This is a genomic window from Klebsiella sp. K4 (assembly GCF_014596785.2).
Lineage (GTDB): Bacteria > Pseudomonadota > Gammaproteobacteria > Enterobacterales > Enterobacteriaceae > Klebsiella > Klebsiella pneumoniae.
This window is the reverse complement of record NZ_CP115021.1, coordinates 1,737,628-1,751,443: the sequence shown is the minus strand read 5'-3', so window position 1 is coordinate 1,751,443 and position 13,816 is coordinate 1,737,628. Positions and strand designations below refer to the sequence as shown.

Here is a 13,816-nt window from a genome sequence, read left to right as displayed (position 1 = left end):
GGTTATTCAGCGGCTCGTTCCTTTGCGCCGCGCGATGTGGCTGAGAGGCCCGTCTATCGGGGTCTATTGGCCGCCGGCCCCGCCGCGCCGCGCGTATGCCCGAAAAGAATAGATAGAGATAATAAATTTCGCCAGGCAATATATTTCAGCATAAACAGCCGGATATGACGATATATTAGCCTGAATCCGCGGCGGTGAACTGCGATCCGCCCTATTCTGCACTCACTTCATAATATGAATTATGCTAGTTTTGTGAGCGGGCTTCGCGCTTCGCTTCTGCTCTGCGCATCCGCGCTCGCCGTGACGAACCGCGGGAGGAAGCCCTTTTGCCGCCCTCGCTGAAACGCAGCGGAAAAAATTCTGATATCGGCAAGCTTATTCCATGGTCGCCGCCATGGTGTTATTTTTTCACTGTTCTTTTCCGGAACATAATTCTTATCGGTTCGCTTAATCCGCTGGAAATATATCCATCCACGGCAGGGCGATATCCGCGTCGTTATTGCATTTTAGACTCATCTTATCCATGATCGTGGTAACACATACCGCAGTCGTACAGGTTTTAATACATATGGAATGGATTGCCGATCCGTCAATCTGGGCAGGTCTCGTCACGCTGGTGGTTATCGAACTGGTGTTGGGTATCGATAACCTGGTCTTTATCGCTATCCTCGCCGAGAAACTCCCTCCCGCCCAGCGCGACCGCGCGCGGATCACTGGCCTGATGCTGGCGATGGTCATGCGTCTTCTGCTGCTGGCCTCTATCTCCTGGCTGGTCACCCTGACCAAACCGCTGATTGTTTTTCACGACTTCAGCTTTAGCGCCCGCGATTTGATTATGCTGTTTGGCGGCCTGTTTCTGCTGTTTAAAGCGACCGTCGAGCTTAATGAGCGGCTGGAGGGGAAAGACAGCGATAACCCCACCCAGCGCAAAGGGGCGAAATTCTGGGCCGTCGTGGCGCAGATCGTGGTGCTCGACGCCATCTTCTCGCTTGACTCGGTGATCACCGCCGTCGGCATGGTCGATCACCTGGCGGTGATGATGGCCGCCGTGGTTATCGCCATCAGCCTGATGCTGATGGCCAGCAAGGCGCTGACGCGCTTCGTTAACAGCCACCCGACCATCGTGATCCTCTGTCTGAGCTTCCTGCTGATGATCGGCTTCAGCCTGATTGCTGAAGGCTTCAGCTTTATCATTCCGAAAGGCTATTTATATGCGGCCATTGGCTTCTCGGTCATGATTGAAGCGCTTAATCAGCTGGCGCAGTTTAACCGCCGTCGCTTCCTCTCCGCCAATATGACGCTGCGTCAGCGCACTACCGAAGCGGTGATGAATCTGCTGAGCGGGCAGAAAGAAAAAGCTGAACTGGATGCTGACACGGCGTCGCTGGTCGCCGATCAGGATCAACATCCTCTGTTTAATCCGCAGGAACGACTGATGATTGAGCGGGTGCTGAACCTTAATCAGCGCAGCGTCAGCAGTATTATGACGTCGCGCCATGATATCGAGCGCATCAACCTCAGCGCGCCGGAGGAAGAGATCCGCAGCCTGGTGGAGAAAAATCAGCATACCCGGCTGGTGATCACCGGCGGGAAAGATAATGAAGATCTGCTGGGCGTGGTGCATGTTATTGACCTGCTCCAGCAGTCCCTGCGCCAGGAGCCGCTGGATCTACAGGCGCTGGTGCGTCAACCGCTGGTCTTCCCGGAGGGCCTGCCGCTCCTCTCGGCGCTCGAGCAGTTCCGCCAGGCCCGCACCCATTTTGCCTTTGTGGTCGATGAGTTTGGCTCCGTCGAGGGGATTGTGACCCTCAGCGACGTGATGGAGACCATCGCCGGTAATCTGCCCAATGAGGTGGAGGAGATCGATGCCCGGCACGATATTCAGCATCATCAGGACGGTTCGTGGACGGTCAATGGCCATATGCCGCTGGAGGACCTGGTGCAGTACGTTCCGCTGCCGCTGGATGATAAACGTGAGTACCACACCGTCGCCGGTCTGCTGATGGAGTATCTGCAGCATGTGCCGCAGGTGGGGGAGACCATTGAGATTGACGGCTATACCTTGCGCACGCTGCAGGTCGACAGCCATCGGGTGCAGAAGGTGCAGATCGTCCCGCCGGTAAAGCAGGATGAGCTGGATTATGAGGTGTAATCGTCAGGCATAAAACGGCCCGGGGTATCCCGGGCCGTAAAATTGATAGCCAGATATCCTGTTTAATGCCTGATGGCGCTTCGCTTATCAGGCCTACGGGATGGCGAACTAATCGGGGTATGACACCCACCGTATAATCCAGACCGGGTCAGGCGTAGCTGCCACACTGCCCGATGGCGCTTCGCTTATCAGGCCTACGGGATGGCGAACTAATCGGGGTATGACACCCACCGTATAATCCAGGCCGGGCCAGGCGTAGCCGCCACACTGCCTGATGGCGCTTCGCTTATCAGGCCTACATTAAGTGGCGACGCAAACGGATGATATTGCGCACATCCCAGGCCGGGTCAGGCGCAGCCGCCACCCGGCATCATTGTGACATTACGCTTTGACGATAAACACAGCCCGGAAACTTCCGGGCCGCGGTGGTAGGAATTACAGCTTATCGAGCAGCTTTTTGGCATCGTTGCCGTCTTTGCTGCCTTTATTACGCTCAACCCAGTCGTTGAGGCGCTGCTTCGCTTCATCCTGCAGCTGTTTGCGCAGGATCTGGTCGACCTGCAGACTGTAGCTCAGCGACTGCCACTCGCCGTAGATGCGCAGCGGGATAGCGGTCTGTTTCAGGCGGTCGATAAGCTTGCCCTCCCCTTTCCAGCCGCCGAGCACGCGCACGTTGAAGCGCATATCGCAGTTCTCTTTCTGCAGATCGAGCTGTCCTTCGCCGGTCATCGCCATCACGTCGGACTGCCCCTGCAGGCGGTTCAGCGTCACCAGCCCGTTATCCAGCGTCAGCCGGCTGCTCACGGAATCCAGGCGGGTGGCATTGTCGTAATTTTCCTGCGCCCGCACGTTGGTGCTGCGCTCCACGGCCTGCTGCACAAGCTGCTGGAAGTTCAGCCCCTCGGTGCGGGTATCGGCCATCTGCAGCTGAGCCTGTCCCTGCCAGTGGCGACGGAAATCATCAGCGTCAATGCGCGTTCCGGAAAATTCGCCGCTCAGCGACAGCTTGCCGGTCAGGTTTAAGGAATAGTTAAAGGCTTTGATCAGCGAACCGATCTCCACATTCTGCAGCGCCGGCTGGAACGTCGCCAGCGGCGTGTCGCCGCGGGCATCCAGGGTGCCAGGGAGAGAGAGCTGCCCGCCATCAAGATTGCCCTGCATTTTGCTGACCGTCAGCAGCCCCTGCTGGTTGCTGATTTCGCTCTGCACCTGGGTAAAGTTCAGACCGCGCCACTGCAGCTGGTCGGCGCTCAGGGCCATTCGGCCGTTGAAGCCGCGCAGGCTCTGGTAATCTTCGCGCTCATCGCTGTCGGCGATCACCGGGCGCAGCGGTCGCGTCTGACTCTGGCCCTGCTGACTGGCGCTACTGTCCGTCGCCGGCGACCTTTGCGCCAGCAGACTATCGAGATCGAGAGTGGTGGCGTGCAAATCCAGCGACCAGTCCGGGCGATCCCCCAGCACCACGCTGCCGCTGCCGGTAACGGTGCTGCGGTTAGCCATCAGATTCAGGTTGTCAAAACGCAGGGTCTTGTCATCTTCCTGCCAGCTGGCCTGCAGACTCCCCTGACCATTAATGCCGTCCGGTGGGAGCTCGGCGCCGCGCAGCTGCCAGCTAAGCTGGGTAAAGTCGGCTTTTAAGGAGTGCGGATAATCGCCGCCCTGCACGGTGGCGGAGAAGTTCAGCGCCAGGTCGCGCTGGTCGCGGTTCACCCGGCCGGAGAAATCCACGGTGGCCCGGTGATTCTCATCCTGCTCCATCTGCAGACGGATATCGCGCACGGTCACCTGCTCGCCGTTCTCGTGCTGGAAGAAGAGCACGCTGTCGGCCACCTGCAGCTGACGCACATCGTAGGACCATCCGCGATCCTCCGGGGCCAGCGGCAGGGTGTTGTCATGCGGCACCACCGGCGCTGAGCTGTCGCGAACCGCCTCGGTTTTCGGGGTCAGCTGGATCACCGCGCCCTTGAGCATCACCTGCTTAACCTGCAGCTGATGCGAGAGCAGCGGCAGCAGCGCCACGTCGAGGCGCATATTGTCGGCGCGGATCACCGGCTCTTCGGCGCCTCGGGCGGTCAGCGTCATCCGTCCGCTGAGAATGCTGAGCTGCGGCCAGACGTGCCAGCGCAGCGGGCCATCAAGGTCAAGCTGATAACCGCTGCGCTCTGCCACCTCATGCACCATATAGGCGCGAAAATCGTTGGGATTGACCAGCAATACCAACGAGGTAAGCCCGGCGACAATGACCGCCAGCAGGATCATCAGCGTTGTCAGTATTCGTCTCATGGCACCCTCAGCAACACCCCGTTGACGTTATCAATCCTTGTCGATTCGGCTCGCCACCGCGCCCTGCTGGTCGCGATATTTGGCGTCTTCACGGCGGTTATACGGCCGGGCCGCCGGGCCCGATAACGGTTCAAAGCTCAGCGCGCCGATGGGCATCCCCGGGCGTAGCGCCAGCGGCAGCTTGCCGGAGTTGTAAAACTCAAGCACGATGCAGCCGGACCAGCCTGGGTCGATACGGTGCGCGGTAACGTGCACCATCAGCCCCAGGCGCGCCAGCGAGGAGCGTCCGTCCAGCCAGCCTACCAGGTCGGCAGGCAGGGTGACAGACTCGTAGGTCACCGCCAGCGCCAGTTCGCCCGGATGCAGGAAAAAGGCTTCCCCTTCCGGCAGGACGATCTCTTCGCTCATCACGCGGTCCAGCGCGGCGCTGACCTCGGCCTTCGGGCCGCTTAAATCGATAAACGGCGCCGTGTGACCACGGAAGGTGCGGAATTTATTACCCAGCCGTACATCAACCGTCGCGCCATTAATACGCTCAACGGGCGGACGCGGATTGATGGCGAGTCGCCCTTCATCCAACCAGGCTTCGATATCTCGGTCACACAGACGCATGGGCTTTCTCCTTATAAGGCTGCTTCCCGCACGCTTCGCGGCGGAGAGGGCAACAGGGCTACTCTTTGCACGTTACACAATTCGGCCAGGTTATTCAAAGAACTGACTGATTTTGGCCTTCAGAATATCAATAGCGATGCGGTTTTTGCCGCCGCGCGGCACGATGATGTCGGCATACTGCTTCGACGGTTCAATAAACTGCAGGAACATCGGGCGCACGGTTTTCTGATACTGGGCCATCACCGAGTCCATGGAGCGGCCGCGCTCGTTAACGTCGCGCTTAATACGGCGCATCAGGCAAATATCGAGAGGGGTGTCGACGAAAATAGAGAAGTTGAGCTCGTTACGCAGGCGCGCATCGGTCAGCAGCAGGATCCCTTCAAGGATAATCACCTTCTTCGGCTCGACGTGAATGGTGTTCGGCGTGCGGGTATGCTCGACGTAGCTATAGACCGGCAGTTCAATCGGCTGGCCGCTTTTCAGCATCTGCAAATGCTGGAACAACAGACTGTGGTCCATTGAGCTCGGGTGGTCATAGTTGGTTTTGACGCGCTCTTCCATCGACAGATGGCTTTGATCTTTGTAATAGCTGTCTTCCGGAATGACGCCAATATGTTCGTCGCCAACTTGTTCACGCAATTCGCGATAGAGAGTACTGGCGATAAGACTTTTGCCAGAAGCTGATGCGCCGGCGATGCCTACAATGACGCACTGATGGGACATATCAGTCATAAATTTTTGCGACCTGATTAACCTGGATAGAGATGGAGGGTGGCGGCGGACCGCCAAACGCGGCAATTATAGGGATTTCAGCGTCCCGATACCAGTGGTATGCGCCCCGGGCGGCTATTCCGCCGCCGGCGCCCAGTCATCGGTATACCAGATATGCAACAGCGCGTAGGATCGCATCGGCTGCCAGCGGCGGGCATAGCGGGCGATGGCGGCCGGGGTCATTCCCGGAAAGCGCTGTTTAATCAGGTAATCATCCGGCAAAAAGATATCTTTCGCCTGCCAGCCGCGCAGGGCAAAGTAGTTTGCCGTCCAGCGGCCAATCCCGGGCAGAGTCTGCAGTTGACGCAGCCCGGCGTCAATATCCGCCGGCGCCGTCAGGGGCAGCTCGCCGCTGAGCGCCGCCCGGGCGAGGTGGATCAGCGCCTCCGCGCGTCGCAGCGGCATCCCCAGCGCCTTCAGCGCCTGCGGATCGGCCCGGGACAGGACCTCTGGCGTCGGGAACAAGACGTATCCAGGCGCCTCCGCCAGCGGTTCGCCCCAGCCAGCCGCCACTTTGGCGGTGAGCCGGGCGGCCATCGCCACGCTCACCAGCTGGCCCAGCACCGCGCGCACCGCCTGCTCGAAGGCATCCAGCGCCCCCGGCAGGCGCAGCCCCGGCCGCGCCTGCGCCAGATCGCCCAGCGTGCGAGCGACCTGCCGCGGGTCGCAGGCTAAATCAAACAGCTGGCCAACTCGCGCATAGCAGATCTCCGCCACCGGCTGCAGCCCCGGGGAAAGGCTCACCCGCAGGCCCTGCGCCTCTTCGTCCGGCGCCAGATGAATCAGCCCGCGGTGGCCTTCCACGCCAAAGCTGCGGCTGTAGCCCCCATCGTGAAAACGCTCGACGCCGGCGACCGCGCGCGCCTGCAGAAAACCAACCATCCATGCCCAGTCATAGGGCGGGGTCCAGGGTAACAGCACCATAAGCTCTCCTTTATATAGCGTTTCAATGATAGTCGCCCTTGACCATCAGCGCCTTGCTTTTAAATTCCGGTTGTCGGCATGGCGACGATCCGCTAAAGTCGCCCCCCTTCTTCACCGGCATGGGGATTTTGCAGACGATGTTTATTGGTTTTGACTACGGCACCGCCAACTGTTCGGTGGCCGTGATGCGGGAAAATACCCCCCAGCTGTTAACGCTGGAAAACGGCAGCGCCCTGCTGCCCTCCATGCTCTGCGCGCCGACGCGCGAAGCGGTCAGCGAGTGGCTCTATCGCCATCATGATGTCCCCACCCACAGCGACGAAAACCAGGCGCTGCTGCGTCGTGCCATCGCCGCCAACCGCGACGAAGACATCGAGGTGCTGCGCAACAGCGTGCAGTTCGGTCTCGCCTCCCTGCAGCAGTATGTTGAAGATCCAGAAGAGGTCTACTTCGTTAAATCGCCCAAATCCTTCCTCGGCGCCAGCGGGCTGAAGCCGCAGCAGGTGGCCCTGTTTGAAGACCTGGTCTGCGCCATGATGCTGCATATCAAGCTGCAGGCCGAAAGCCAACTGCCCGAGCAGATCGACCAGGCGGTGATTGGCCGGCCGATTAACTTCCAGGGCCTCGGCGGCGATGAGGCTAACGCCCAGGCGCAGGGTATCCTTGAGCGCGCCGCCCACCGCGCCGGTTTCCGCGATGTGGTCTTTCAGTTTGAACCGGTGGCCGCCGGGCTCGATTTCGAAGCGACCCTCAGTGAAGAAAAGCGGGTGCTGGTCGTCGATATCGGCGGCGGAACCACCGACTGCTCCCTGCTGCTGATGGGCCCACAGTGGCGGGAGCGCGCCGACCGCCAGCAAAGCCTGCTCGGCCACAGCGGCTGCCGCATCGGCGGTAACGATCTCGACATTGCCCTGGCCTTCAAATGCCTGATGCCCCTTCTCGGCATGGGCGGCGAAACGGAAAAAGGCACCGCGCTGCCGATCCTCCCGTGGTGGAACGCGGTGGCGATCAACGACGTGCCGGCGCAGAGCGATTTCTACAGCACTGCCAACGGCCGCCTGCTGAACGATCTGCTGCGCAGCGCCCGGGATGCCGACAAGGTGGCTCTGCTGCTGAAGGTCTGGCGCCAGCGTCTCAGCTATCGTCTGGTGCGCAGCGCCGAAGAGAGCAAAATCGCCCTCTCCAGCGCCGCCAGCGTCGAAACCGCGCTGCCGTTTATTCAGGACGATCTGGCCACCGCCATCGCCCAGCAGGGTCTGGAAGCCGCGCTGGATCAGCCCCTGACCCGCATTATGGAACAGGTGCGGCTCGCGCTCGACAGCAGCCAGACCACCCCGGATGTGATCTATCTTACCGGCGGCAGCGCCCGTTCGCCGCTGATCAAAAAGGCGCTGGCCGCTCAGCTGCCGGGTATTCCGCTGGCCGGCGGCGATGATTTTGGCTCGGTGACCGCCGGGCTGGCCCGCTGGGCGCAGGTGGTTTTCCGCTAGCCCTCGCCCGGGGCTGTCGCGCAGCAGGTCTGTCCTGATCCTGGCGCTGCAGATTACGCTGGAATATTCCTGGTCTCCCACGCAAAATGGCCTGTTCGTCCGGACAGGCCTGTCCACTCTCCCCCGCTTCCGGGGGCGTATTATCCATACCGTAGCCAGACGTCTGCGGTCAGTAATCTTTGCATGCCGCAAGGGGGCGTGATTGAAAAGGGTGTCTGCGATCTTCGCGGCGGTCCGGCGTTGCCGGCCGCGGCTCCTGGCAGGCTGGCTGCTCAGCTGTGGATTACTCTTGCTGCTGGTCGCCCCGCAGGCGCAGGCGGCGACGCGCCAGGTGGGGATTGATATTCCGGTCCAGTGGTACGCCGACGACAGCGGCCAGATGACCCTCGATCGCTTTGCCGCCCTGCCCGCAGACCAGCTCGCCACCACCCGGCAGATCCCCTCCTTTGGTTATTCGCGAAAAACCTGGTGGCTGCGCAGCGAGCTGCCGGGCACGTGGTTTGCCGGGGAGCCGCGTTGGCTGCAGCTGGGCCCCACTTTCGTCGACCATCTGACCATTTACTACCGGCCGCTGGGCAGCGATGGCCCGTGGACGCAGCGCATCTTTGGCGATCGCGACGGCGCCCGCGGAAGCGATCTGCATTATCGGGAAAGGGTGCTGATACTGCCCCCGCCGCCAACCGCCGCCGGCTATGAGCTGGTCTTTCGCCTGCAGAGCACCAGCACCCTGATCCTGCTGGCCTCGCTCTCCTCTGCGCAGGCGTTTGTGCAGCGGGCCACCGCTGACACCGCTTTCTGGAGCTTCTACTTCGGCCTGGCCGCTGTCGCCAGCGGTGTGGCGCTTTGGCTGGCGCTGGCCCTGCGCCGGCGTCTGCTATGGGGCATCTGTCTTTTCTCGCTCAATTATCCGCTGGTGGCCGCTCTGCACGGCTTCCCGGAGTGGTTCTTCGGCCATGCCGCGCTGCCCTTCCAGGATTTTATGATCAGTAGCCTCTCGCTGTTCAGCTATGCCACCGCCCTCTGGCTGCACAGCGAGATTTTTGATCTGAAGAAGAATATGCCGCGACTTCATCAGCTGCTGATCGCCGCCGTGATACTCAACCTGATGCTGCAGGTCAGTATTCCGCTCGGGTTTTACGGCTTCGCGATGCAGATTGAAGGGGTAGTATTCATCATTATCACCCCGGTGCTGCTGTTCACCTCCTGGTGGCTGTGGCGCAAAAAAGCTATCGATCGTACCACCCTGCTGCTGGGTCTGCTGCCGCCGTTCTATGTCGTCGCCGCGGTGCTGGTGCAGTTGTCGATCCATGGGATTATCCCGTTCCATATGGCGATCTATTCCCTCTGGCAGTACGCGCTGATCGTCCACATCATTACGGTGCTGATCATTGCCATCCTGCGGGTGCGTGCTGAAAACCGCCAGCTGGAGCAGAAGCAGCGCCTGGCGCGCGAACTGCAGATTGAGCGTGAAGCCAGCTTCCACCAGCGGCAGTTTATGGGCATGGTGGCGCACGAATTCCGCACCCCGCTGGCGGTGATCCAGGCGGCGCTGGAGAATCTTCGCCTCTCGGCGGCCTCGACCAGCCAGGAGGCGCGCTTCGATCGCATCGGCCGCGCCGCCACCCGCCTGGTGCAGCTCACCGATAACTGCCTTGCCGACGCCCGGCTCGCCTCCCACGATCTGCACGTCGAGCGCCAGCAGACCGCCCTGCTGACGGTGATCAACATGGCCGCCTCGGTGGTGGCCATTTCCCATGATCACTACCTGAACATCCGCCAGCACGGCGCGGTGGAAAGCCCGCAGCTGCAGGCCGATGCCGGCCTGCTGTGCATCGCCATCGCTAATCTGCTGGATAACGCCGTCAAGTATTCGCCCCCCGGTGAAATCGCCATCGATATTCATTCCGATGCCGGGCAAACGGAGCTACGCATTCGCGACCACGGCCCGGGACTCCCCGCCGGACAGGCGGAACTGATCTTTGAGCGCTACCGCCGCGGCGAGCACACATCGCCGGTGCCAGGCGGCACCGGTCTCGGACTGTATGTTGCGCGTCAGATAGTGCAGGCTCATGATGGCAAACTGTGGCTGGCCGAGCATGGCCCGGACGGCTGCACCTTTATTCTCACCCTCCCCACGGTTGCTTAAGAGGAGAACGACGTATGGCTTTACGGCTGGCGATAATTGAAGATAACGCCGATCTGCTGGATGAACTGCTGGCCTGGCTGGGCTATCGCGGCTTCGAGGTGTGGGGGACGCGTAGCGCCGAAGCCTTCTGGCGGCAACTGCACAGCCATCCGGTGGATATCGTGCTGGTTGATATCGGCCTGCCCGGCGAGGATGGCTTCAGCGTACTGAACTATCTGCATGAGCTGGGGCACTACGGTCTGGTGGTGGTCAGCGCCCGCGGCCAGCAGCAGGATAAACTGCAGGCGCTGAGCCTTGGGGCCGATGCCTATCTGATCAAACCGGTAAACTTCGCCCATCTTGCCGAGACCCTGACCGCCCTCGGCGCGCGCCTGCGCCAGGACCGACCGGCGGCTCCGCCTGCGGAGGCGATCGGCACGCCGCCGGCCGTCTCCCCCGGCAGCTGGCGTCTGCAAGAGGATAAACTGATTTCACCCGACGCCCGGACGCTGGAATTAACCCAGCAGGAATATCGCCTGGTGGAGCTCCTGATGCGCAATCGCAACGAAGTGTGCAGCAAACTTGATCTCCATGCCTGCCTGTTTTCCCATGAAAGCGAGCCTGACCTGCACCGGATCGACGTGGTGGTTAGCCGCCTGCGTCACAAGGCACGCCAGCAGGGGATCCACCTGCCCGTTCGCGCAATCTTTGGTAAGGGACTGGCCTTTATTTCCTGAACGACGGGGCGCGTCGGCGGCCGCGCGGGATATAAAAAACTCGTAAGTGTTAATTTTTCTCATTTTCTGAGAGAAATGAGAGGAATGAGACTGACGATGACATTAAGAACTTTCTTATAGTACTAGCACATCAGGATGATGGCGTAAGATTTTCACGGGACAGAAAAGCATATAACAAAACGTATTAGCCGTTCGCGGCAAATTCTGACACCATGCAACACAATCAGGGTAAAAACGATGGCCATGCAAACGTGGTTAGTTTTATTGCTATGCATTTTTTTCTTCAGCATCTCTGTATACAGTTTTATTTCCTATCTGAAAGACAGGAGGCGGCAGAAATTGACTTTTAACGATAAGCGTTCGATGCGTCGTAAATAATTCACTTTAAAATAATAAAAAATTATTGTAGGTACTTTTATATCTTCAACACACCGCATACGCCCGGAGGATTTGTCACAGCATGGCGTTATGTTTTGCGTAAGGAAATAACGCCATGAGAAACATTAATGTCACCATCAACACCCGCAACGCCTTTGTCCGTGAATCGCTGGTGGCCATGGTCAATGACCTCACCCGGGGCGATCTGCGGGCGCGTTTTTCCTGGCGTAACACCGATCTGTCAGCTGAAGATATCATTATCTGCGAAGTGATCCCCGGGGAAATATACCTGTGTAATACCCTGATTAAGAACAGAAAAAGAGGAAGCTCGCTGATTATCCTCCATAGCTATGACCAGCTGCCGGAAGATGAGTTCATGATTAACTGCCTGAAAGGGGTCATTTTTGTTTCGCTAAAAACGGCCAGTATTCCGCAATTGCTGACGATCATTAAAAGCGAGCTTCAGCATTGTATGACCCCCACGGCTACCGACGCCGCAGGCCGGGAACTCAGCTGCGCCAGCTGTCCGCATCGCGTGTTATCGCGATCGCAGACCGCCGTAGTGCACGGTATTCTCGAAGGGCTGGATATGAGTAAAATCGCCGCCCTGCAGCGTGTGAGTCCCCGCACCGCCGCCTATCATAAGAATAAGATCATGGAAAAATACAGCCTGAATAATAATCATGAATTTTTCCAGTTTATGAATCTTTTACGTGAGCGCTGGTAGGCAAACAGCAGCACAAAAAAATAAGATATTGACCTGGCTATATTGTCGGAAATCCGAAAATAGTCGCAGGATGCTAAAAAATATCCAGCGCTGGCGGACATAACGTTAAACTCTGACGCTTCCTCGGTATAAAGACGTTACCGCCCGTCTTTATATAATAAAAAACACGCTACACGAGGAAAACTGATACTTCGTCACATTGCCCCTGACGTGCCTGTCAGGGGTCTTTTTTCCGTGTGGAATAGCGCCCTCAGTGAAAGGGCGCGGCAGGATCAGGCTTCCGCTTTCTCCACTTCCCAGTCCGGCTGCGCTTCCTCGTCGGTCAGCAACCCTTCATTTTTCGACAGCATCGCGGTGGCGATGCCATTACCCAGCACGTTGATGGCAGAGCGCCCCATGTCGAGGAAATGGTCGATACCCATCAGCAGCAGGATCCCGGCGACCGGTATATTGAAGCTGGGGATCGTCGCCGCCAGCACCACCAGCGCAGAACGCGGCACCCCGGCGATACCTTTCGAGGCCAGCATCAGGGTCAGCATCATGACCGTAATCTCGCTAAAGCTCAGCGGCACGTTATAGGCCTGGGCGATAAACATCGCGGCGAAGGAGCAGTAGACCATCGAGCCAACGAGGTTGAACGAGTAGCCAATCGGCAGGACGAACGAGACGATATTGCGCGAGCAGCCAAACTTCACCAGTCGCTCAAGGGTCTTCGGATAGGCCGCTTCCGAGCTGCTGGTGGTAAAGGCCACCAGCACCGGATCTTTCAGCATGTTCAGCAGGCGGAAAACCTCTTTTTTCAGCACCATATAGCCGACGGCAATCAGCACCGCGCTGGTCAACAGCACCGCCAGGTAGTAGCCGCCGATGAACGAAGCATAGTTGAGCAGGATCCCCAGCCCCTGGGAGGCAATCACCGACGAGATGGCGGCGAAGATGGCCAGCGGCGCAACGTACATCACATAGCCCGTCACCTTCAGCATAATGTGCGACACCACGTTAAGGGCCGCCACCAGCGGAGCATTAAACTTCTCCCCCAGCGACGCGCCGGCGATGCCGAAGAACATCGAGAACACCACGATCTGCAGGATCTCGTTGTTGGCCATCGCCTCGGTGATGCTGGTGGGGATGGTGTGCGACAGGAACCCTTTCAGGCTCATGCCGCTGACCGCCAGGCCGGTATCCACCGCCTCTTTCGGCACCGCCAGGTTTAACCCGGCGCCCGGGTGCTGGAAGGTGACGATCACCAGCCCGACGAGAATGGATAATACCGAGGAGGTGATGAACCACACCATCGCCTTCCCGCCTACCCGGCCGATGGTCGCCGTCTCGCCGAGGCGCATAATGCCGACCGTCAGGGTGCTGAACACCAACGGCGCGATGACCATTTTGATCAACCGCAGAAACAGATCGGTGAGCAGCGTAATGTTGTCCGCCCAGGCGGAGACGGTGGTTGGCGTCGCGTAGGCATGGATAGCCGCGCCGGAGAGGATCCCCATCAGCATAAAAATGACGATGAAGAGCGTGAGTTTGTTTGCGTTTGCCACAGCAATGACCCCTGATTATTTAACACGTTGATTTTTAAGTGCATATTTTATTATTATGAGAATGCACTGA

At 59.1% G+C, this 13,816-nt stretch carries 11 protein-coding genes; 6 read left to right on the top strand and 5 right to left on the bottom strand.

Annotated elements, in window-relative coordinates; translation table 11 throughout:
- The first annotated feature begins 568 nt into the window (after positions 1-568).
- Positions 569-2,152, top strand: a complete 1,584-nt coding sequence (locus IB144_RS08595; RefSeq protein WP_004890823.1) for a TerC family protein — start codon at positions 569-571, stop codon at positions 2,150-2,152.
- Positions 2,153-2,587: 435 nt separating this feature from the next.
- Here IB144_RS08595 and asmA read toward each other — a convergent pair whose 3' ends face one another.
- From asmA to alkA, 4 genes are all read right to left on the bottom strand, one after another.
- A complete protein-coding gene (gene asmA / locus IB144_RS08590) occupies positions 2,588-4,435 on the bottom strand; it encodes an outer membrane assembly protein AsmA (RefSeq protein WP_004180531.1) in 1,848 nt (615 codons plus the stop codon).
- 30 nt (positions 4,436-4,465) lie between these two features.
- Positions 4,466-5,047, bottom strand: a complete 582-nt coding sequence (dcd, locus tag IB144_RS08585) for a dCTP deaminase (RefSeq protein WP_004151145.1) — start codon at positions 5,045-5,047, stop codon at positions 4,466-4,468.
- Between the two features lie 90 nt (positions 5,048-5,137).
- Positions 5,138-5,779, bottom strand: a complete 642-nt coding sequence (gene udk / locus IB144_RS08580; RefSeq protein ID WP_002912442.1) for a uridine kinase — start codon at positions 5,777-5,779, stop codon at positions 5,138-5,140.
- 114 nt (positions 5,780-5,893) lie between these two features.
- The gene (alkA, locus tag IB144_RS08575) at positions 5,894-6,742 is read right to left on the bottom strand and encodes a DNA-3-methyladenine glycosylase 2 (RefSeq protein ID WP_065888437.1); all 849 of its coding nucleotides are present in this window, start codon (positions 6,740-6,742) and stop codon (positions 5,894-5,896) included.
- Between the two features lie 137 nt (positions 6,743-6,879).
- Between alkA and yegD the strand changes: the two genes are divergently transcribed.
- From yegD to IB144_RS08550, 5 genes are all read left to right on the top strand, one after another.
- Positions 6,880-8,232 carry a molecular chaperone gene (gene yegD, locus IB144_RS08570; RefSeq protein WP_004151143.1) on the top strand — a complete coding sequence of 451 codons (1,353 nt, stop codon included), beginning with the start codon at positions 6,880-6,882 and terminating at the stop codon, positions 8,230-8,232.
- Positions 8,233-8,521: 289 nt separating this feature from the next.
- Complete coding sequence (locus IB144_RS08565) at positions 8,522-10,378, top strand: sensor histidine kinase (protein ID WP_065888438.1); 1,857 nt, start codon at positions 8,522-8,524, stop codon at positions 10,376-10,378.
- A gap of 14 nt (positions 10,379-10,392) precedes the next feature.
- Positions 10,393-11,094 (top strand): response regulator transcription factor, encoded by a 702-nt coding sequence (locus tag IB144_RS08560; RefSeq protein WP_004151141.1) that lies wholly within the window; start codon positions 10,393-10,395, stop codon positions 11,092-11,094.
- A gap of 237 nt (positions 11,095-11,331) precedes the next feature.
- Entirely contained in the window at positions 11,332-11,472 is a 141-nt protein-coding gene (locus IB144_RS08555) for a small membrane protein (protein WP_004180546.1), read from the top strand.
- A gap of 115 nt (positions 11,473-11,587) precedes the next feature.
- Positions 11,588-12,199, top strand: a complete 612-nt coding sequence (locus IB144_RS08550) for a response regulator transcription factor (protein WP_009483956.1) — start codon at positions 11,588-11,590, stop codon at positions 12,197-12,199.
- Between the two features lie 272 nt (positions 12,200-12,471).
- Here the strand turns inward: IB144_RS08550 and IB144_RS08545 are convergent, their stop codons facing one another.
- Positions 12,472-13,704, bottom strand: a complete 1,233-nt coding sequence (locus IB144_RS08545) for a dicarboxylate/amino acid:cation symporter (RefSeq protein WP_004233249.1) — start codon at positions 13,702-13,704, stop codon at positions 12,472-12,474.
- Positions 13,705-13,816 lie beyond the last annotated feature (112 nt).

What these genes read in the sequence shown, in the direction of transcription:
- alkA (WP_065888437.1), bottom strand. Translation starts at nt 6,742, where the DNA reads ATGGTGCTGTTACCCTGGACCCCGCCCTATGACTGGGCATGGATGGTT.
- udk (WP_002912442.1), bottom strand. Translation starts at nt 5,779, where the DNA reads ATGACTGATATGTCCCATCAGTGCGTCATTGTAGGCATCGCCGGCGCA.
- IB144_RS08550 (WP_009483956.1), top strand. Translation starts at nt 11,588, where the DNA reads ATGAGAAACATTAATGTCACCATCAACACCCGCAACGCCTTTGTCCGT.
- IB144_RS08595 (WP_004890823.1), top strand. Translation starts at nt 569, where the DNA reads ATGGAATGGATTGCCGATCCGTCAATCTGGGCAGGTCTCGTCACGCTG.
- IB144_RS08545 (WP_004233249.1), bottom strand. Translation starts at nt 13,704, where the DNA reads ATGCTGATGGGGATCCTCTCCGGCGCGGCTATCCATGCCTACGCGACG.
- dcd (WP_004151145.1), bottom strand. Translation starts at nt 5,047, where the DNA reads ATGCGTCTGTGTGACCGAGATATCGAAGCCTGGTTGGATGAAGGGCGA.
- asmA (WP_004180531.1), bottom strand. Translation starts at nt 4,435, where the DNA reads ATGAGACGAATACTGACAACGCTGATGATCCTGCTGGCGGTCATTGTC.
- IB144_RS08555 (WP_004180546.1), top strand. Translation starts at nt 11,332, where the DNA reads ATGGCCATGCAAACGTGGTTAGTTTTATTGCTATGCATTTTTTTCTTC.
- IB144_RS08560 (WP_004151141.1), top strand. Translation starts at nt 10,393, where the DNA reads ATGGCTTTACGGCTGGCGATAATTGAAGATAACGCCGATCTGCTGGAT.
- yegD (WP_004151143.1), top strand. Translation starts at nt 6,880, where the DNA reads ATGTTTATTGGTTTTGACTACGGCACCGCCAACTGTTCGGTGGCCGTG.